Consider the following 20,832-nt stretch of genomic DNA (forward strand, 5'->3'; position numbering starts at 1 on the left):
ACTAAATAGAACAAATGATGGATTAATGACGGTGTTTACATATAAGAGGATGAAGTGTAGAGCTATATTTTGTCTTGAATAAACATAGTCTTTGAAAGAGAGTACGAATAATACTAAAGGGGAGGCTTTAAACTTTGAGTTTACAAATTCAAAACTTAACGAAACAATTTGGGGAATCAAAAGCTGTTAACGGTTTACAAATTTCGTTACCAAAAGGTGAAGTACTAGGGTTACTTGGACGAAATGGTGCAGGGAAAACAACAACAATCAAAATGCTTCTCGGATTATTAACGCCTAATGAAGGTTCGATTACGTGGGATGGAAAAGCATTTGGGAATAGTGGCGTAACAATTGGGTATTTACCAGAAGAAAGAGGTTTATATACAAAAAGTAGAGTAATAGATCAGCTGCGATATTTTGGTAGATTAGAAGGAATGTCGAAGAAAGAAGTAGATCACGCTATCGATCACTGGTTAGAGCGTTTAGCGATACCAGAATATAAATTTAAAACGGCTGGAGAGCTTTCAAAAGGGAATCAGCAAAAAATCCAATTAATTGCTGCTCTTCTTCATAATCCGGAACTTCTCATTTTAGATGAACCATTCAGTGGCCTTGACCCAGTTAATGCCGGGATGTTAGCTAGTATTATTGAAGAACAAGTACAGAGCGGAAAGACGATTATTTTATCAAGTCATCGTATGGAACAAGTAGAGGCTTTTTGCCAACATGTATGTATTTTGAAAAAAGGTGAAGCAGTCGTAAAAGGACAGCTAAGTGATATTAAGAAAGAATACGGTTTCCGTAATTTAACGATTGAAGATACAGTAGAGAATGAAACGGGATTAGAAGCTATACATGTATCGTATGAAAAACAACAAGGCCTTCTTTATGTGAAAGTACAAGGCGATGCGGAAGCTCTCAAGATTTTGCAACAGTTGCAAGAGCAAGGTGTTAGCTTACGACAATTTAAAATGTTAGAGCCGACGTTAAACGAAATCTTTGTAGAGAGGGCGAAATAACGATGCGTAAATTTTCTCACGTATTTTCATTTTATTTTAGGGAAGCGTTTTTATCTAAAAAATCATTAATTACGAGTGCGATTTTATTTTTAGTTGTGTTTGGGATTTTTGCATTTAATCATTTTACTTCAGGCGATGATAAAAATAAGGATAAAGATAAAATTGCAGTTGTAGTAGAGAGTTCCACATATAAAGTACAAAAAGATGAGCTAAATAAGCTATTGCCATCAGCAAAAATAACGCTTGGTTCAAAGGATGATTTTGATAAACTGCATAAGCAAGTAGAAGAAGGCGATTTAGATGGTCTATTCCATGTGACGGAAAAGGGTGGGGCTCCATCGATTACATATATGTATAATGGATTTCCAAGCCAAGCAACTTCTGCAATTATGGCAGGATATTTAAAGCAACAATATACGATTGTGACGATTGCCAAAAATAATGTTTCACCAGAAATTGCACAGCAATTACAAACAGAAATTCAAGTAAAGCAAGAAGCGATAAAAGATCGTACATCTTCTTTCGGAATTGCCTATTTCTTTACATTTGCTTTATATATGTTTATTGTAGCGTTTGGAAATACAATCGCAATGAATATTGCATCTGAAAAGGCGTCACGTGTAATGGAAGTAATGCTTCCGAAAGTGAAGCCTCTTACAATGATGTATGCGAAAATTTTAGCGGTTGTTTCAACGGCGTTATTGCAACTTGTCATATTGGCGTGTGGTTATCTTATTCCATATTTGTTGGGTTGGGTTGATTTAGAAAGTGCCTCACTATTTGGTATTCCAATTGACTTTACGAAATTAGATGCAAAGGTTATCAGCATGTTTCTTGTTTATTTCATTACGGGATATTTACTTTATGCGATGATGTATGCTGCTGCTGGAGCTGTCGTGTCTAAGACGGAGGATTTACAAGCTGTATCTTTCCCGGTAATGATTTTAATTATGGCTGCATTCTTCATTAGTATTAAATCATTAAGTGATCCGAATAGTACTATCGTTGTTGTAAGTTCTTACGTTCCATTTTTTACACCGATGGTTACCTTCTCACGTATTGTAGCTGGTGAAGCAGGTATGCTAGAAATTACGATAACATTAGCGGTCTTATTGGCGACAATTGCGGTATTAAATGCTGTTACAAGCCGCATTTACGTAAACGGCGTAATGAATTACTCAGATAAAGTGAAATTTAAAGATTTAGCGAAATTTATAAAGCGTCAATAATGAGAGAAAAGCATGATTTCCTATTGAAATCATGCTTTTTCTTTATGTATAAATTAAAAATAGTATATAATAATAAGAGTCGTCTTTTAATAGAATGAATAAAAAGGAGGGTGTGCAGATGGGGATTAGTAGTCGTTTTACAGTAGGTGTTCATATGCTGACATTACTTGCGATAGATCGAAACTCTCGCTGTACCTCTGAATGGATTGCCGGTAGTGTGAATACAAATCCAGTTGTGATTCGTCGCATTACAGGAATGTTGAAGAGAGCAGGACTTGTTGATGTACAAGCTGGTAAAGGTGGTACGACACTTGCTCGAGATTTAGAAGAAATTACATTACTTGATGTATATAAAGCAGTGGAAGTTGTAGAAGAAGGACAGCTATTTTCCTTCCATGAAAATCCCAACATTGAATGTCCAGTAGGAGCTAATATTCAATCAGTATTAGAAATTATTTTAATGCAAGCGCAAGAAGCGATGGAAAACGTACTTGCAAATGTAACGGTAGATCAATTAGTTACAAATTTAAAGTCTAAAATGAAAGAATAAAAAAGCGAGCTTCCTCATAATGAGGGCTCGCCTTTTTTTATTCAGAAACATTGAAAATTCTATTTTTCAGTATTTAAAATGAATTTACCTACGATAGCTGCGAAGATACCACCAAGAATTGGTGCTACGATGAATACCCATAGTTGAGAAAGTGCTTCTCCACCAACAAATAAAGCTGGTGCGATACTACGAGCTGGGTTAACAGATGTTCCAGTTAACGGAATTCCTAATAAGTGAATTAAAACTAATGTGAAACCAATTACTAGTCCCGCTAAAGAAGAACTGCCTTTTTTACCTGTTACAGCCACGATAACTAAAATGAATACGAAAGTTAAAATGAACTCAACTAAAAATGCTCCAGATAAACCAAGAGTTCCGAAACCATTTTGTCCTAAATTATCTAAAGGTGTTTTAGCAGATTTTAAAATTGTTACTAACGTTGCAGTTCCTAATAAACCACCTAAAATTTGAGCTAATACATAATAACAAAGTTCCATAGCGTTCATTCGTTTGTTGATGAACATAGCTATTGATACTGCTGGATTAATGTGACATCCAGAAATTGTTCCGATGCTATATGCCATAGCTACAATAGATAGACCGAAAGCCATAGCGATTCCTAATGTTCCAATTCCTTCAATTCCGCCGCCAGTGACAGCTACTCCAGTTCCGAATAATACAAGTACAAATGTACCAATAAATTCAGCGATTGCTTTTTTTAACATAATTTACCTCCTATTAATGCGCATGAAACGTATTATAATATAAGTTTTAGTATAAACAGCCAATGAAGTACTATTCTGATAAGGCGAAATAGGGGGACAATAAAAAAGAGTATGGTTCATCTCTATAGAACCATACCCTTTTTTTATGCTGATTTTTTCTGTTTAACGACTGGAACAGAACGGTTTAAAATACTATTTGCAACCATTCCTAACATAATAATAATCATTCCAATGAGGGAAAGTCCTCCAGGGAATGAACCATTTAAGAAAATGATTTCGCCAAGCACGGTAAATACCATCGTTCCAGCTTGTGTTGCTTCAACTGCCCCGAGTAAGGCGAGGTTATCTTTTGCTAAGTCAGTAGCAAAGAAAAATGTCATCGTTGCAATAACGCCGGAACATAATGCTAATAAAAGCCCTTGAAGCATTTGGCTGGATGTTGGAATGCCAGTAGTAGAAAATCCATATATACCAAGCAAAATTGTTATAGGAAGACTTCCAATAGCCATTCCTAATACACGTTGGAACGTATCAAGGCGTCCGCCAACAAGTTCCATCATTTTTCGGTTACCGAACGGATATAAGAAAGCGGCTAATACGACAGGTAAAAAACCTGAAATGAACTGAGTCATTGTAATATGGCCTGCGGCAGTTGCTTGCATACAAATTACACCAAGTAAAATAAATAATGCAACATATAAGCTACGAAGTGGAATTTTTCCACGTACAAGTTTCGTACCTGATTTTGTTTCTATTTTCACGAAAAATAGTGGTGATAGTAGTAAACCAGCTAAAATCGTAACTTGCCAAGTTCCAGCAACGAGCCAAGCTGGAGAAAAGACAGCTGCGAAACTTAATAAAGAATAAAAACCAATACCTGCAACGGAACCCCATCCGATCCATGCTAATGGATGTTTTTTTAATTCTTCCCATAATCCCCTAAAGTTTTTGCGAAATAAAACGATAAGGAATAAAATAGGAAGAGCAAATAAAAAACGGAAGGAAGCTGTCCAAGCCCAGCTCGTTCCAGATACATTCATTGCTCTATTAATAATAAAGGTTGCAGAAAAAAAGGCAGATGATAAAAGACCTAATAAAATTGCGCGCATAAAGTATAGCACTCCTTTCGAAAATAAATAATTATGTATAGTATAATATACTTTAATTAAATAAAAGTAAACTATTTTATACTTTAAGGTGGTTTTATATATGAAAGAAAATGAAGATATGCAAACGAAAGAAGTCATTCAACAAGTTGGACAGTTATTGAGACAAATTCGAAATGAACAGAAATTAAGTTTAGAAGAATTAGCTCATAAAACAGGAGTGAGTAAATTAACATTAGGAAAAATTGAAAGAGGGGAAACAAATCCGACGCTAGCTGTCATTTGGAAAATAACGAAAGGGTTATCAATTCCTTTATCCAGATTGATGGTTGTTGGAGAACCTGTAGCTGTTGCGCGCTGTGGAGAAGGATTTGCAGTAGATGAAGGACAAGCGTGGCATTTAGAAACGATGTTCCGTTATACGAAAGAAACAGGGATGGAAATGCACCGTGCTTGTTTACGATCAAATAGTATATATAAACCAGAAGCTCATCATGAAGGTGCGATTGAGCTTGTAACGGTAATGAAAGGGAAAGTGTCTATTCAAGTGGAGAATGATGTATACGAATTAAATGAGTTTGATTCCATCCAATTTGAAGCGAATAAGAAGCATGTTTATAAAAATGAAGAAGAAGAAGTGGCGGTATTACATTTAACGATGAAATATTCTTCATGAAAAAATCACCTATAGGATTCTATAGGTGATTTGCTCTTCTTAAGTATATGAAATGATGCCATTAGTACGAGCGTGGCATAAATAATAAACAAATGAAATAAACTAAAAATCCTGTCCCAAAACATAAAACAGCAATAACCCAAATGATACGAATAAGAGTAGAGCTAATATCAAAATATTCTCCTAAACCACCACATATACCAAATAGCATTTTATCAGTTTCGGATTTACATAACTTTTTTGACATATTCCAATCAACTCCTTTTTATATCAAACTGCATACTTTTATTCTATATGGAAATTTATGAGAAGACTATGGGGTTGTATTACATTTTTTTGAGAGACGATCATATTAATTGTCTTAATTTTCAGTGGATATTAAACTTGTAGTTATGAGGTGATTTTTAATAAAGGGTGGGGAAATAGGGATGACAGTATATTGGTTGACTAATGTAATGCTTGAATCAAGATATACATATGAAGAAGAGAGAATTTCACGAACAGAAACAGAATTATGTAGTTTACTCATTGAAGATGGACGAATTAAAAAAATTATAGAAGGGGTTGTTCAAGAGGAAGATATAGTAACGCTTGATGCTAAGCGCTTATTAATGTTGCCAGCTTTCGAAGAGATGCACATTCACATTGATAAAACATATTATAGTGGCCCCTGGAAAGCTTGTAAGCCAGCAGAAAGTATTTTTACACGTTTTAATGAAGAAGAAAAAATTTTACTAAAGCAATTAGCAACTGCTCAAGATAGAGCGGAAAATATGCTAGAGTTACTACTGCGAAATGGTGCAACGAATATTAGAACGCATTGTAATGTTGATCCGATTATTGGACTTGGTAATTTGGAGGCGACGTTAGCGGCATTAGAAACATATAAAAATCGATTGTCTGGTAGAATTGTTGCGTTTCCGCAACATGGATTATTGCGCAGTAATTCTGTGCAACTCGTGAAAGATGCGATGCGTATGGGTGCTCATCTAGTCGGAGGAGTAGATCCAGCTACAGTGGATAATGATATTGAAAAATCATTACATACAATTATGGATATCGCAGTAGAATTTAATGCGGATGTTGATATTCATTTACACGATGCGAATAATCTTGGAACGTTTACGATGAAGAGATTGGCAAGTTTAACAGAAGAAGCAGGGTGGCAAGGGCGTGTAACAATTAGTCATGCACTTGGACTTGGTGGTGTTACTGATAAAGAGGCTGAAGAAGTGGCAGAAAGACTCGCAGCTGTAAATATTGATATTACTTCAACAGTACCAATTGGTAAACAAGTAATTCCAATTCCGTTATTAGATAAAAAAGGTGTTAAAGTTTCATTAGGAAATGATAGTATTACAGATCATTGGTCACCGTTTGGAACAGGTGATATGCTTCAAAAGGCAAATCGATTAGCAGAGCGTTTTGGATGGAGTGACGAAAGGTCTTTAGGAAAAGCAATTCGCTTTATTACGGGAGGAAAAGAAACGTTAAATAATGAAGGGAAGCGGGTATGGCCGAATGTAGGGGATGAAGCGAGCTTTGTTTTGACAAATGCGACATGCACTGCTGAAGCGGTAGCACGCCAAACAGAAAAAAGTTTAGTCGTGTATAAAGGAAGTATTGTTGTTGGAAGCTTAAATGAGGTGGAATTAAATAATCTTGTGTAGAAGAATCGTTTAAATACCTTGGAGAGGGTTCTAATGGTGAATATAGAACTCTTCTTTTTTATTCTTACAATATATTTTTTATAGAAAAGCTAGAAGGGATGGGCATTTTGGACAATCAACATAACCAAAATCATATTATGGGAACTTTGCAATGGTTTATATTTCTATTAGCAAATTCAATCGCACTACCAATTGTCGTTGGCGGATTATTTCATCTTACGACGGAAGAAATATTTTATTTAATGCAGCGTACGTTTTTTGTAGTTGGTATATCTTCTTTCTTACAAGGATGGATCGGGCATAGATTGCCAATTGCGGATGGACCAGCTGGATCTTGGGTTGGTGTATTTACAGTACTTGCTTATGCAACTGTCGGGCAGGATCAACTGCATAGTACACTGCAAATTTTAGAATTAGGAATGATAATCTCCGGTGTTATTTTAATAGGATTAGGAGTAACTGGTTTTATAGGACGTATTTTATTTTTATTTACGCCAGTTGTGACAGGGACGTTTTTACTTTTATTATGTTTACAATTAAGTGGTGTATTTTTAAAAGGAATGCTAGGAATTACAGCTACTATTTCTCAAATCGATGGATTTACAGCGATAATCGCGTTTAGTATATTTTTGTTCGTTATTATACTGTCTAATTTTGGAGAAGGTTTTGTCAAAAGTTATGCAGTTTTAATAGGATTAATTAGCGGGTGGATTATTTTTCTCATTGCAGGAAAAGTGACGGTTCCATCTCAAGTAACTCATTTTGTGCAACTTCCACAAATATTTGCTTGGGGACTTCCAAAATGGAATACTGGTATGGCAGTATCCAGTTTCGTTATGGTATGTATTTTAGTTTCAAATACAGTGGCAGCTATTATAGCGATTAATCAAGCTACCATTCATAAAGCAACTATTGAACAAAAACAGTTGAAGGATGGTACGTGGGTTGGAGGGATTTCACATATCATTTCCTCCGTATTTTCAACTGTAGGTGTCGTTCCGTTACCAGCAACGGCAGGATTTATACGCTTAACAAAACAAAAATATATACGATCGTTCTTAATGGCATGTGCGTTACTAGTCGTAATGTCTCTTTTTCCAAGTATTATTCGTTATTTAGCATCTTTACCATCGGCTGTCGCATCGGCTGTTTTAATGGCTTCGTTCGTACAATTAATTGGAATTGGATTTAATAATATAAAACAAGTGCCGATGAGTGAAAGGAATGTAACGATTTTAGGAGTGGCAGTATTATTTGGAAGCGGCGTTATGTTTTTACCGTCTGGAGCACTCCAATCCTTGCCGTCTGTTATGCAATATATATTCGGTAATGGTTTATTTGTAGGTACGGTTGTAAGTATATTGCTAGAACAAATATGGCGCGTTGGAAAGTGAGTGGATAAAAAGAGTGTACGCAATGTATAAAAGTCTAAAATAACATGGGAAATAAAGCCCATTTTTATTCACCACCTGCACATTTCGTTCATACAATATCTTGACTAAATAAACACCCAACTTACACATACACAGCTCTGGCTTAAGCAAGGAGGGTTATACCAGTTGAAGGAAAAAGCGTATCAATCTAAACCTTTACTCACAAAGAGAGAAAGAGAAGTATTTGAATTACTGGTTCAAGATAAAACAACGAAGGAAATTGCAGGTGAACTTTTTATAAGTGAAAAGACAGTTCGTAACCACATCTCAAACGCAATGCAAAAGCTAGGGGTTAAAGGACGTTCACAAGCAGTTGTTGAGCTTCTTCGCATGGGAGAGCTCGAACTATAAGAAAGCAGCCGACTTTTATATAAAGAGTCGGCTATTTTTTGTTTGCTTCACTTGCTATATGAATGATAAGAACACTCCATACATAAATAGGTAATAAGGAGGGGATATGTTGAAAAGGATACTGTTAGTTTCAACAAGTGCTCATGATATGAATGGACACCCGACTGGTTTGTGGCTGGAAGAGCTCGCAGCTCCTTATCATGTATTTAAAAAGGCTAAGTTTGATGTTGATATTGTGTCAATAAAAGGTGGGAGAGTACCTATAGATAGAGTGTCTATTCCGAATGGTATACCTCGCGAATTCAAGCATGTAGCTTCTTTATTGCAAAATACGAGGCCGATTTCAAATGTTCATTTTTCGGATTATGATGCGGTTTTATTTGGTGGTGGGCACGGGGCGATTGTAGATTTTTCAGGTAATCCATATGTAGTAAATTTGATTGAGAATATGTATAACAATAACCGGATTGTAGCGGCTGTTTGTCACGGAGTAAGCTCCTTAGTCGGTGTGAAAAATCAGGATGGCTCGTTTTTTGTTGCGGGTAAGCGTATAACAGGTTATACAAACGATGAAGAAAGAGCTGTACATTTAGAAAAGCGCGTTCCGTTTTTGCTAGAAAGTAAGTTGAAAGAAGAAGGAGCTTTGTTTTATGTAGCCCCCAATTTTACGCCGCATGTAGTAGTAGATGGTCATTTAATTACAGGACAAAATCCACAGTCTAGCGTGGAAATAGGTAAGGCTATAAAAAGGGTTGTAAATAAATTATCGTCATTTTAATTTCTGTTCATTTCTTCTTATTAATGGGAATGTCTTCTTTTCAAAAAAAGATGGAGCAATGAATATGCACTTTATATAGAAGAAACCGACTTTCTTATAGAAGGTCGGTTATTTTTCTGTCTTGCAAATTACGAAAAAAAGGAGCAAAATAAAAAAGGTCCTAGTCTATACATGGGCAAATGAAAATTTTCATACAGAAGCATTTGAAGTGAGCGAACTTAAAGTGTGTAAAATATAATGATAAACATAAAAGATGATGAATGAGAAAACGGGTGATGAAGTTGAATAGAGCAATCGGTGTTATCGATTCAGGAGTTGGCGGTTTAACAGTAGCGAAGGAATTAATTCGTCAGTTGCCGAAAGAGCGTATCATATATTTAGGAGATACAGCACGTTGTCCTTATGGTCCACGTTCTCGAGAAGAAGTGCGTCAATTTACGTGGGAAATGACGGAGCATTTACTAGATTTAAATATTAAAATGTTAGTTATTGCGTGTAATACAGCAACTGCAGTTGTATTAGAAGAGATGCAAAAACAATTACCAATTCCAGTAGTAGGAGTTATTCACCCAGGATCACGTACAGCTTTAAAAGTGACAAACACGTATCATGTTGGGATTATTGGAACGATTGGAACTGTGAAAAGTGGTGCATACGAAGAGGCGTTAAAGTCTATTAATAACCGTGTTATGGTAGAAAGTTTAGCTTGTCCACCTTTCGTTGAACTTGTAGAGAGTGGGAATTTCGAAAGTGAAATGGCGTACGAAGTTGTAAGAGAAACGCTGCAACCACTGAAAAGTACCGATATTGATACACTTATATTAGGGTGTACACATTATCCGATTTTAGGACCTGTTATTAAAAAAGTAATGGGAGATAAAGTACAACTAATTAGTTCTGGTGATGAAACAGCACGTGAAGTAAGTACAATCTTATATCATAGTAAAATGTTGAATGAAGGAGAAGAACAAAGCGATCATCTCTTCTTAACAACAGGAAAAATAGGCTTGTTTAAAGGAATTGCATCAAAATGGTTCGGTCAACCGATTGAAAATGTGAAGCATATTCATTTAGAAAAAGAATAATAGTAGAATTCATATAAGTAAGCTCCTGAGAAATCAGGAGTTTTTGTTTATCCCGCTATTTTCCAGGCAGTAAGACCCCCCACCTCAAAATTCAGCGGAAGAAAAGAAGTTATGTGGGGGATGAACAAAACTCCCACTGATTAAAGTTTCGCTATATAAGAGGCACAGCTTGTTCTAAAATGTGAAACGGCTCGTATACATAATAGTACAAACTTAGATTTTAGGGGGGAATGGCATGCCTAAATCCACTTTTAAATGGGTTGTTGGTGCTACTGTGAGCGCTGTTTTACTAACAGGGTGTGGCTTTATAAATCAGGAGAAAGCAACTGAACAAATTGATCCGCCAAAACAAGTTACGTATACAGAGGGTGGGAAGAAAGAAGTAGCTAAAAAAGATAAGCAAGGGCAAATGGTAAATAGAGAACTATACCTTGTGGATAAAAATGGTTATGTTGTACCACAAACGTTAGCTATACCTACTCCGAAAGCAAATGAGACTGTGAAGCAAACGTTAGAATACCTTGTGAAAGATGGACCAGTAACGAATTTATTACCGAATGGGTTTCGTGCAGTCATTCCGGCGAATACAACGATGACCTTAGATTTGAAAAAGGACGGGACGGCAGTTATTGATTTCTCTAAAGAAATGAAAAACTATGCGAAAGAAGAAGAGCGTCAAATCGTTGAATCTATAGCGTGGACGTTGACGCAATTTACAGAGATAAAACAAGTGCAGTTCCAAATAAATGGTGAGAAATTGGCAAAGATGCCTGTTGGTGGTACACCGCTTGGTGAAGGAGTGAGCCGTGCAAATGGTATTAACTTCGATGATGAACAAGTAGCAGATGTAACAAATACAAAACCAGTCACACTGTATTTTATGGCGCAAAATAATAATAAACAGCAATATTACGTACCAGTAACGCGCCGTGTTGCAGAAGGAAAAGAAAATGATTATGCAGCAATTATAGATGAGCTTGTAAAAGGTCCGATTCATCAATCGCTCCTGAATGATTTTAATCCAGGCGTTAAGCTTATTACGAATCCGAAATTACAAGACGGAAATCTTACATTAAACTTTAATGAAAATATATTTGTAAACCCAGATAAAAATATGATTTCAAATTACGTATTGAAGTCGTTAGTTTTATCTTTAACAGAAAAGAAAGGTGTGAAAAATGTTTCTATTGAAGTGAATGGAAAAGCAAATCTTATAGATGAAAAGGGCGGAAAGTTGATAAAACCTGTAGATCGTCCAGAAAACGTGAATACAGGTAGTTTTTAATCTTGAATAATTTGATATACTTAAGTAAGAAAGGAGAATTGCTTTTTGGGTTCTCCTTCTTTTATTGTATACATATCATACATTTAAATTTGGCTATACTAACGAGTAGTAATTAAGAGGAGGTTATTTTTATGCGAGTAGATGGTAGAGAGAAAACAGAATTACGCCATATACATATTCATACGAATTATTTAAAACATCCAGAGGGATCTGTATTAATTGAAGTTGGGGATACAAAGGTGATTTGTTCAGCGACAATTGAAGAGCGTGTACCACCGTTTATGCGTGGAGAAGGAAAGGGCTGGGTAACAGCTGAATACGCGATGATTCCGCGTGCAACAGAACAACGTACAATTAGAGAGTCAAGCAAAGGGAAAGTAACAGGACGTACAATGGAAATTCAGCGTCTAATTGGACGAGCATTACGTGCGGTAGTTGATTTAGAAGCGCTTGGCGAGAGAACAGTTTGGATTGACTGTGATGTTATCCAAGCAGATGGTGGAACGAGAACAGCGTCTATTACAGGTGCATATGTAGCGATGGTACTAGCTTTTGAGAAGTTATTACAAGCAGAAAAAGTATCTAAAATTCCAGTAAAAGATTATTTAGCAGCAACGTCAGTAGGGATTGTTGAAGAGCAAGGTGTTGTTTTAGATTTAAACTATGCAGAAGATTCTAAAGCAGACGTTGATATGAACGTAATTATGACTGGAAAAGGCCAATTTGTTGAAGTGCAAGGAACTGGAGAAGAAGCGACGTTTAGTAGAGCGCAGTTAAATGAACTACTTGATGCTGCGGAACAAGGCATTTTCCAACTGATTGATATGCAAAAAGAAGCTTTAGGCGACATCGTATCTCATATAGAGTAGAGGTGGAAAGTATGAAACAAGTTGTTGTAGCGACAAAAAATATGGGTAAAGTACGTGAGTTTGCTGAGTTATTTGAGCGATTTGATTTAGAAGTGAAATCATTACACGATTTTCCTCATATTGAAGAAGTCGAAGAAACTGGTGAAACATTTGAAGAAAATGCGATCTTAAAAGCGGATAGTCTAAGTAGACAGTTGAATTCGATCGTAATTGCGGATGATTCGGGTCTTATTGTAGATGCTTTAAACGGAAAACCAGGAGTGTATTCAGCGCGTTTTGCTGGTGAACCGAAAAATGATCAAGCAAATATCGATAAAGTGTTACAAGAATTAAATGGCATTGACTTTGAAAAGCGTAAAGCTCGTTTCTATTGTGCATTAGCAGTTGCTTTCCCTGAAGGTGATAAAAAGCCTGTCATTGTAAATGGGACATGTGAAGGATTTATTTTAGAACAACGCCGCGGAGAAAATGGTTTTGGATACGATCCAATCTTTTATGTGGAAGAATATAAAAAAGCAATGGCGGAATTAAGTTCAAATGAGAAAAATGCTATTAGCCACCGTGGTCGTGCTCTTCGTAAGTTAGAAGAAAAAATCCCGGAATGGTTTTTAGGAGAGTAAGGGAGAGAGTGTGATGAAAGCTTTAATCGTAAGCGATAGTCATAGCTCTGTGAAGGAATTACAGCAGTTGAAAGAGAAATATGAAGGGAAAGTAGATATCATGATTCATTGCGGTGATTCAGAGCTAACGCCTGCTCATGAAGAACTGCAAGGTTTCCATGTTGTAAAAGGAAACTGTGATTATGCTAACTTTCAAAATGAAATTGTAACTGATGTAAATGGAATTCGCTTCTTAGTTGTGCATGGACATCGCCATAATGTGAAAATGACATTACAAACGCTAGCGTACCACGCTGAAGAAGTGGGAGCGCAAGTTGCATGCTTCGGACATTCTCACGTATTAGGTGCGGAATTAATCGACGGCGTTTTATTTATTAATCCAGGCAGTATTTTATTACCACGTCAGCGTGTAGAAAAGACATTTGCTTTATTAGAAATGGATGAAAATCAAATGGAAGTTCGTTTTGAAACATTAGAAGGACAACTAGTTGAACAAGCAGTTTTTAAAAGAGGATAATAAAATTTATCCTCTTTTAAAAAAGGTGTTGACTTTATGTATGGTTATACATATAATAAATATTGTCGATAGGGAAACGGCGCTAACGAAGAAAAGAAAATAACATATGCGGGTGTAGTTTAGTGGTAAAACAAGAGCCTTCCAAGCTCTGGTCGAGAGTTCGATTCTCTTCACCCGCTCCATGTCCCAGTAGCTCAGCCGGATAGAGCATACGCCTTCTAAGCGTACGGTCGGGAGTTCGAATCTCTCCTGGGACGCTAACAAAACCTTTTGCGGTGACGTCAAAGTCCGCAATATATAAGCCTTCTAATTCGTAAGTTGAATCGTACAATGTGCGGTCACTAACGAGTTAGGAGGCTTATTTTTTTATGTCAAAAAGACGGGATTCTTTAACGATTGTTGAGGACTTATCAAATGTTTTTGACGATAGATTAAAAAGCAATCAGCGAAAGAAAGAGACTGCAGAAAATCGTTATACGTTCAATTTAACAATCGACAAAGCGCTCAAAATAATTGTGCGTCAAATGAAAGCAACAGGCTTACGTGAGCGTACGATAAACGATTATTACATACACGTTAGTCATTTTGCGAAAATAACAGACACGGACTATATAGAAGAATTGAACGTTAATCATATTTACGAGTGGTTGTCGTCTATGAGTGTTAGTAATCAAACAAAATTAACTCGGTTGAAATGTCTCAAGGCATTTTTGGGTCGTTGCCATGATAATGGGTGGATTGAAATTAACTTTTGGCGCAATGTGAAGATAAAGGTGGATACGCCTGTTAAAGAAGGTGCGACAGATAGGGAAATTAATGTTCTGTTATCTGTGCTCGACTTAACACGATTCTTAGATTTGCGGGATGCTACTGCAATTCTCCTAATGTATCAGACTGGAATAAGAGTTGGCACATTAGCGCAACTAGAACATAAGCACATTGATTTAGATGCCAAAGTATTAAATGTCGATGGTGGAATTATTAAGAATCATGAATCGATATATCTACCGTTTGATGAGGTTCTTGCACGGTTAATAAGTGTTCTTATGAAACAAAACGAAATTATTCGAAGAGAGTATAAAACGCAAAATGATTATCTCTTTATTACGAAGAATGGTGGAAGTGTCTTAACGAGTCCGACGAATAACATCATAACAAAACGAATGACTAAATATGCGAAAGAATACGGACTTAAAAACATTAATCCGCATGCTATACGAAGAGGATTTGCGAAGAATCTTTTAAAGAAAGGCGCAAATGTTGCGTTAATATCTAAAGCACTAGGACATAGTGATATATCTGTTACAACACGTTATCTACATTTAGATAAGAATGAAGTAGCGGAAAGTCTAAGGAATTTCTTATAAATAAAAAGTCCCCAGCGCCAACTGGAGACTCAAAACATACACATAGCATCTAATAATTAAATACTAGACAGCCGCTAGCTTCATTCTATCGAAAAAATTCGAAGGGTGCAAGTTGTCTTTAGTGATGCCTTTTTTAGGTAGATGCGGTAAGTCAAAAAGCGGAAGCCGTACCGCTCTAAAAACGTAAAAGGATAGCTAGACCGCTGCAACCACTAGCGCTACACAATTAAATGCATATCCCTTCCGTGCGTGTGTAGGACTAGCCGGTTACGGGTATAAACGGTAAGGAGTGGACGCATGTTGTTCTTACGGGAACAGGGTGTACTATCAGATATTTGCATTGTGGGACATGCTGTAATGTAGAAAGATGGTATAGACGAAAGTCTGAAGTCGGAAGGGGCATATTCGGAAACCTCAGCCAACGACTGACGCTAGTATGTACTTTGCCTCTTATTTGCATTGCTAACATGTTTAGTTTTGTGAATAGGGGTGAAGCATGCGCCTACGTTTCCTAGACCTTCCTCCATCTGCTAGTAAATGTGTTAACTAAAGTCAAGCAGGAAGGTGTAAATATTAGTGCGCAATTGGGAAAAGTGGAGAGGTGGAATAAACAAAGCAACAGTGATTATATACTTCAAGTTGGATGCTAGTATTTAGAAGGGAATTTAAATTTAAGACTTTTGATAATTAGCTATAGTAGAATTGAATATAAAGAAGTTCTACTGTGGAGGCGATGAGAATGGAAGAGAATAAAGATTTAGAAAAAATGGAAAAAACTAATGAGATAGTAAAGGAAGTGTTAGACAAAGATACGTTACCTCAAGAATATAAACTTCAGCCATTACCCGAACCAATCCAATCAGCTATTGAGTCATTAGAAAGGGTGGGGAAAACTATCACATCCGTGCTGCAAGCACTAGAACCACAATTTAATAAAATGCATAGCTTTTTTGAGTCTGTAGGTGTGATAGGACAAAGAATAAGTGAAATGCTTAAAGAGTTTGATGTTACAAAACACTTAAACAATATTCGAGATATTGCTCAAAAAGCAGAAAAAATCACAATAAAGTTTAAATCTATTATGGTTGAAATAGGATTTCCACCTCATGAATTTATTCCAATACATTGTATGGTTTATACAGTTGAATTATATAATGAAAAGGGTATTACATATACTAAGCGCTTTATCGAAAGGTACATGACGTTGTTTACATATAATCAAAAAAGTATAGTAAGTATATATAAGTCATGGGAACAAGCTAAATGGTTAGAAAAAAGAATGCCAATTTTAAATTCAGCTATTGACGGACATCTTAATGGTTATTATGCACTAACTATACCAGTTATGCTGGCACAAATTGAAGGGGTTCTAGTAGAGGGAATGCTCATACTTGGAGCAGTAAAACCAAATAGTGATATTAAATATACAAATCAAAAAAACTTTCTCAAAAAATTCTTGTTAGATGAGAAGGGTTCTTTTTCTTATGATGAGCAAATTGAGCAATTTTATATAAAAACAATTTTAGCTAATTTTGATAGAGGTAAAGAAATTAAATCGGATTTAAGCCGTCACGCTATTTTACATGGAGAAGATGTAAATTACGGGAAAAAAATAAATTCATTAAAAGCTATATTAGTTTTTGATTATATTTCTAGTAAATTAGATGAACTATATAGAGACATTGAGAAAAGTAAGCAAAGAATGCGAGATGTAACAGAAAACAACTTAATAAAGCAGTGAGTTTTTCTTATTGTTTTATTGAGTTATCTAAATTGAAGTTTCTGGGGACTTGTGCTCTTAAAAAAGCGCCAAAATTCTTGTTTTTACAACTATCATAGAGGGGAGGTCTATAAGACGAAATTATAAATCTATCCCCCCTTTATAAATAAAAAAGACCTAGAATACTCTAGGTCAAAGTTAAAATCAACCACCGTGGTCTCCAACTGACATATATTGAATGACTTCATAAGATTTTTGAGCTTTGTCTACATTAGTAATACCTATAGTTAGAGATAAAACAGTAATAAATCCCATCAAACTTAATACCGCTTTTTTCATTTCAATGATTCCTCCTCAGAACGTTTCTTTTGCGCTTGTAATCCTAGATAAAAATATTTACTCGATTCTTGATGTCTATTCTCTTCGTGAAAATTAACACCCAATATTTCATAACATTCTTGAACATCTTCATATAATCCTTCTCTTTCGAAGTAATTAATTCCTGCTAAGACCATGGTTTCAAGTGTTTGAGCAGGTGAATTATTGTTCATCTCACGTAAGATTAGATATCGATGTATAAACTCTTCTTGATTTAGCTTCTTACTGATATCTAAACCTCTTTCAATTAGTTCTTCTGCGATGTCAGGTTCATTGAGTTTATAATGTTCCAATGCCTTTGCATAGATAGCTTTATAATGGTTTGGAGATTTCTCAATAACCTCAGATAAGTAGCGAATAGCCAAAGTGGATAGGTTTTGTTTAGAATACATCCAGCCCAAGTTGTGGCGAACCATGATAATAAACTTCTCTTCACCAATCTTTTGAAATTTATCCATTGCAGCTGCAAAATGCTCTTCTGCTAATGCCCACTCTTTTAAATTTATACAAGCTAATCCCAAAAGGTTCTCACAGAAGCCGACATTCCGCTCATAATCATCAAGGGTTAAAAACATTTCTTTTGCTTTTGTTGTGTACTGAAAAGAGACTAGGGAATCGCAAATATCGAAATGAAATGCACCTAACTTATAATAAAATTCAGCTTTCTCAACTTTATCAGGGATAAGCTCTAATAGCCTTTCAGCTTGGTCAAAGTGTTCTTTTGCAATCTTATAACTACCAGTTCCGCTAGCATGAATAGCTTTAAAGAAATGATAATAATAAGTTAAAGTATTGTTAGGAGGGATTTCAAAAGATTCTACTTTATCGAAACTATCTTTAGATATTCCTAAATTATCAATCACATAATGATGACGAAAATCTAATAATGAGTAATATAATAATAGGTTTTGGTCTTCTTGAATATCATGAATCTTTACATCGATCTCTTCTTTCAAACGTTGAGCATTTGCGATATGCCTTGCGCGTATTTCTACATACCAATCATTAAGTAGCTGTGTAATCTGCTCATTCCCCTTAAGTGAAATGTTCATAGTATCCTCCTCATCCTCTATTTTCATTTATATTTATTTAATAATATAATAGCAGAATTTAACAGGAATAAGTAAAAAATGAAGAGTTTTTTCAATAAAATTTAAAATATTCAAAATAAATAGTTAATAAAAGTTTATTTTGGATATATAAGGTTAAAAAAGTAACTTGATAAAATTTCTCTGAAGTAGAAGCTGCTATTAACTCTGTACAGTGCTTGTGTTAGCGTTTATATGCTGATGTGTAAAATATTGTTATTTTGTTGAAATAGTTCTTGAGGAGGATTAGAATGCTGATTTTAAGAAATTAATCATATATATTTATTAGATAAATTAATTGAGAAAGTAATTCTCATCAATCTTAATAGGTAGTTTTCATAGGTTATATATAAATACATAGTACTAGTTCTAACTAATAGCTATATATGACGCATGAAAGTTAACTTATTAAAAAAGCTGAGAAGTAGAAACTCTAAATTTAAAATCAGGAGCACGTCTGGTAGTGTGCGCGGCGGCGGTGGCTCGGCTCGGTGGTCAATTATTGTAAACTATCCCCTCCTCTTTCGGTCACATAAGTTTAATTGTGTGACGTTTGGTTTCTGCTTTGTGATTGTCCTTGTTTTCCTTTGATGGTTTGGCTCGGTGTAATAGTTCGATTTGCGGAAAAAATGCCTTGAAAGGTTTGCCGAAAAAGTGCGGACGTTTGCGGAGAGATTCGGGAGTATAAGGTGTTTCAATGGTTTTTAAGGTTATTCATTATAAGGTGTTATAAGGCTCTTCATACCTCGACTTTAGATTAACATGTTTGTATATAGATAGAACTACAACCTCCACAGGAGTCTGTAGAGGTGTCTGAGAGGTATATATGGACACATAGTATCAAATTAGAATTTTATTCAACTCGAGAGACCTGCATCAAATTGATAAAAAACAAGAAGAGTCAAGGGTACTAGCGATAAATGCACATATCATGTTCATGTCATCACATTATCTTGCTTGCCTTATGTCGTTCCGTTAGTCCTGTCTATACGCTCTTACCTTATATGTATGTGCACTATGTGTTATGCGTGTGATTGCTTCTCTATCACCCTGGTTGCTTGCCTTTCGGCTCTCTTATGTTGCTGTATGGTGAGGTGTGTATCTGCATGCCTTGTTATACGGCTTGTCTGTTATGTAGGCTTTGTTTGAGGATAAAGTCTACTGTGGTGAAACCCCTTCGTGTCATTGCTGTTTATAACATACTGATAACCTTACATAATGCAGTGTTCATACACAAAGGGAGGGTGCTTTATAAAATCTTGCATCAAGATAGCTATATGCTGTTATAAGACCACATCTGCATGTTTTTATTAACTGCTCTGTTATCTTTATTTTCATTATCTTCTTTGTGAGGGTAGTTGTTATCTTAGCACTAATTAATGTGTGTTTACTAATTCATGTTAATTGTTCCACTTGCTTGTCTGAATTAGTTTGTAGTAATTAGTGTCTTCTTTAGAATCTGTACACTGTTGAGCGTATGTGCTAGGGTGCTGCCGCTCTATCGAATAGTACCACTTCTCTTGTTCGATGAGTGTATGTTGGTAGCATTGGGGCTATCAAGCCTTTGTCCCTATCATGTGTGTGCGCAAGGTTTTTATGCTGTCGTGCCAGCGATGAACAAGCTAAGATATGATTGCCTCATTGAATTTCCACCTTTCGTTTCTTTTTCGCACGTATCAATGTACTTTTACTAATCCCTGTTTTGTCCTCAACTTGTTTATAAGAATGTGTTTCTAATAGTTTTAAGGCATGTTCCATTTGTTTTTTACTGTACTTGTTTGGTCTACCCTCCCGAAAATCATCACGTTGTCTAGCAATCGCTTTTCCTGCTTGCGTACGTTCAACTATCATATTTCTTTCGTATTCTGCGTAAGCAAAAAATATCTGTCTCATCAACACACTATTTGGAGTGTTATCTATAATCATCCCCATATTATCTATAATGACCTTTACTCCTCTATCAATTAATTCTTTTACTATTTGTTCACCTTCAATGAGTGTTCTTGCAAAACGGTCTAGCTTGGTGACAACGAGCGTATCACCTTGCCCTAATTTACCTACTAATTGTTTGAATCCAGGTCTATCAGTAGTTTTACCAGTAAAAGCCTCCTGCACTATTTCATCGCAATTATAGCTTTCTAATTTTTGTACTTGCTCTTCCAATGAATTTCCTTTAGTAGCTTGTCCGTAAGTACTTACCCTTGCATATCCATAAATCATTTCTAAAAGCCCCTTTTTCTACATTCATTTATGACGCTATGTTTCGACACCTTCTGATACATTGATTTTATCGCGTTGGGGAGTAAGTGTCAAAACTTTTAAGTTATGACCCCTGAAACGTAAAAAAAGACCGTCTATTGACAGTC

Annotated in this window: 21 protein-coding genes and 2 tRNA genes; 17 read left to right on the top strand and 6 right to left on the bottom strand. The window is 35.8% G+C overall.

Going from position 1 to position 20,832, the window contains the following annotated elements; translation table 11 throughout:
- The first annotated feature begins 134 nt into the window (after positions 1-134).
- The 3 genes from C4S65_RS02225 to C4S65_RS02235 all read left to right on the top strand — a co-directional run bounded on the left by C4S65_RS02225 (position 135) and on the right by C4S65_RS02235 (position 2,798).
- Positions 135-1,019, top strand: a complete 885-nt coding sequence (locus C4S65_RS02225; RefSeq protein WP_000058119.1) for an ATP-binding cassette domain-containing protein — start codon at positions 135-137, stop codon at positions 1,017-1,019.
- A 2-nt stretch (positions 1,020-1,021) separates the two neighbouring features.
- The gene (locus tag C4S65_RS02230; RefSeq protein WP_061666244.1) at positions 1,022-2,248 is read left to right on the top strand and encodes an ABC transporter permease; all 1,227 of its coding nucleotides are present in this window, start codon (positions 1,022-1,024) and stop codon (positions 2,246-2,248) included.
- A gap of 118 nt (positions 2,249-2,366) precedes the next feature.
- The gene (locus C4S65_RS02235) at positions 2,367-2,798 is read left to right on the top strand and encodes an Rrf2 family transcriptional regulator (protein ID WP_000512998.1); all 432 of its coding nucleotides are present in this window, start codon (positions 2,367-2,369) and stop codon (positions 2,796-2,798) included.
- A 59-nt stretch (positions 2,799-2,857) separates the two neighbouring features.
- On the opposite strand, the gene C4S65_RS02240 is transcribed toward C4S65_RS02235, so the two are convergent.
- Complete coding sequence (locus tag C4S65_RS02240) at positions 2,858-3,523, bottom strand: aquaporin (protein WP_000913211.1); 666 nt, start codon at positions 3,521-3,523, stop codon at positions 2,858-2,860.
- A 143-nt stretch (positions 3,524-3,666) separates the two neighbouring features.
- Positions 3,667-4,632 (bottom strand): multidrug resistance efflux transporter family protein, encoded by a 966-nt coding sequence (locus tag C4S65_RS02245; RefSeq protein WP_001201631.1) that lies wholly within the window; start codon positions 4,630-4,632, stop codon positions 3,667-3,669.
- A 100-nt stretch (positions 4,633-4,732) separates the two neighbouring features.
- On the opposite strand from C4S65_RS02245, the gene C4S65_RS02250 reads away from it, so the two are divergent.
- Positions 4,733-5,305: an XRE family transcriptional regulator gene (locus C4S65_RS02250; protein WP_061666245.1), complete on the top strand. Its 573-nt coding sequence runs from the start codon at positions 4,733-4,735 to the stop codon at positions 5,303-5,305.
- A gap of 61 nt (positions 5,306-5,366) precedes the next feature.
- On the opposite strand, the gene C4S65_RS02255 is transcribed toward C4S65_RS02250, so the two are convergent.
- Positions 5,367-5,552, bottom strand: a complete 186-nt coding sequence (locus C4S65_RS02255) for a PspC domain-containing protein (RefSeq protein ID WP_000038410.1) — start codon at positions 5,550-5,552, stop codon at positions 5,367-5,369.
- 181 nt (positions 5,553-5,733) lie between these two features.
- On the opposite strand from C4S65_RS02255, the gene C4S65_RS02260 reads away from it, so the two are divergent.
- The 13 genes from C4S65_RS02260 to C4S65_RS02325 all read left to right on the top strand — a co-directional run bounded on the left by C4S65_RS02260 (position 5,734) and on the right by C4S65_RS02325 (position 17,021).
- Positions 5,734-6,975 (top strand): amidohydrolase family protein, encoded by a 1,242-nt coding sequence (locus tag C4S65_RS02260; protein WP_061666246.1) that lies wholly within the window; start codon positions 5,734-5,736, stop codon positions 6,973-6,975.
- A 98-nt stretch (positions 6,976-7,073) separates the two neighbouring features.
- Entirely contained in the window at positions 7,074-8,369 is a 1,296-nt protein-coding gene (locus C4S65_RS02265; RefSeq protein ID WP_061666247.1) for a purine/pyrimidine permease, read from the top strand.
- A gap of 165 nt (positions 8,370-8,534) precedes the next feature.
- Complete coding sequence (gerE, locus tag C4S65_RS02270) at positions 8,535-8,759, top strand: spore germination transcription factor GerE (protein ID WP_000659484.1); 225 nt, start codon at positions 8,535-8,537, stop codon at positions 8,757-8,759.
- A gap of 106 nt (positions 8,760-8,865) precedes the next feature.
- A complete protein-coding gene (locus C4S65_RS02275; RefSeq protein ID WP_061666248.1) occupies positions 8,866-9,537 on the top strand; it encodes a type 1 glutamine amidotransferase domain-containing protein in 672 nt (223 codons plus the stop codon).
- Between the two features lie 275 nt (positions 9,538-9,812).
- Positions 9,813-10,622: a glutamate racemase gene (racE, locus tag C4S65_RS02280; protein WP_086407268.1), complete on the top strand. Its 810-nt coding sequence runs from the start codon at positions 9,813-9,815 to the stop codon at positions 10,620-10,622.
- A gap of 235 nt (positions 10,623-10,857) precedes the next feature.
- On the top strand, positions 10,858-11,907 hold the full coding sequence (gene gerM, locus C4S65_RS02285; protein WP_001126747.1) for a spore germination protein GerM: 1,050 nt from the start codon (positions 10,858-10,860) through the stop codon (positions 11,905-11,907).
- A gap of 131 nt (positions 11,908-12,038) precedes the next feature.
- Entirely contained in the window at positions 12,039-12,776 is a 738-nt protein-coding gene (gene rph, locus C4S65_RS02290; protein WP_001261765.1) for a ribonuclease PH, read from the top strand.
- An 11-nt stretch (positions 12,777-12,787) separates the two neighbouring features.
- Complete coding sequence (locus tag C4S65_RS02295; protein WP_140337957.1) at positions 12,788-13,396, top strand: XTP/dITP diphosphatase; 609 nt, start codon at positions 12,788-12,790, stop codon at positions 13,394-13,396.
- A 13-nt stretch (positions 13,397-13,409) separates the two neighbouring features.
- A complete protein-coding gene (locus tag C4S65_RS02300; protein ID WP_086407266.1) occupies positions 13,410-13,913 on the top strand; it encodes a metallophosphoesterase in 504 nt (167 codons plus the stop codon).
- A gap of 108 nt (positions 13,914-14,021) precedes the next feature.
- Positions 14,022-14,095: transfer RNA gene (locus C4S65_RS02310), tRNA-Gly, on the top strand.
- A 1-nt stretch (position 14,096) separates the two neighbouring features.
- Positions 14,097-14,170, top strand: a tRNA-Arg gene (locus tag C4S65_RS02315).
- 111 nt (positions 14,171-14,281) lie between these two features.
- A complete protein-coding gene (locus C4S65_RS02320; protein ID WP_103945114.1) occupies positions 14,282-15,280 on the top strand; it encodes a site-specific integrase in 999 nt (332 codons plus the stop codon).
- Between the two features lie 739 nt (positions 15,281-16,019).
- Positions 16,020-17,021: a hypothetical protein gene (locus C4S65_RS02325; RefSeq protein WP_103945115.1), complete on the top strand. Its 1,002-nt coding sequence runs from the start codon at positions 16,020-16,022 to the stop codon at positions 17,019-17,021.
- 183 nt (positions 17,022-17,204) lie between these two features.
- Here C4S65_RS02325 and C4S65_RS35065 read toward each other — a convergent pair whose 3' ends face one another.
- From C4S65_RS35065 to C4S65_RS02335, 3 genes are all read right to left on the bottom strand, one after another.
- The gene (locus tag C4S65_RS35065; RefSeq protein WP_258043823.1) at positions 17,205-17,339 is read right to left on the bottom strand and encodes a hypothetical protein; all 135 of its coding nucleotides are present in this window, start codon (positions 17,337-17,339) and stop codon (positions 17,205-17,207) included.
- Positions 17,336-18,430 (bottom strand): Rap family tetratricopeptide repeat protein, encoded by a 1,095-nt coding sequence (locus tag C4S65_RS02330; RefSeq protein WP_103945116.1) that lies wholly within the window; start codon positions 18,428-18,430, stop codon positions 17,336-17,338. Before C4S65_RS02330 ends, C4S65_RS35065 begins: the two co-directional genes overlap by 4 nt.
- Before the next feature lie 1,674 nt (positions 18,431-20,104).
- Positions 20,105-20,686 carry a recombinase family protein gene (locus C4S65_RS02335; protein ID WP_103945117.1) on the bottom strand — a complete coding sequence of 194 codons (582 nt, stop codon included), beginning with the start codon at positions 20,684-20,686 and terminating at the stop codon, positions 20,105-20,107.
- Positions 20,687-20,832: the final 146 nt, after the last annotated feature.

The organism is Bacillus sp. ok061, assembly GCF_900108285.1.
Classification (GTDB): Bacteria; Bacillota; Bacilli; order Bacillales; family Bacillaceae_G; genus Bacillus_A; species Bacillus_A thuringiensis_S.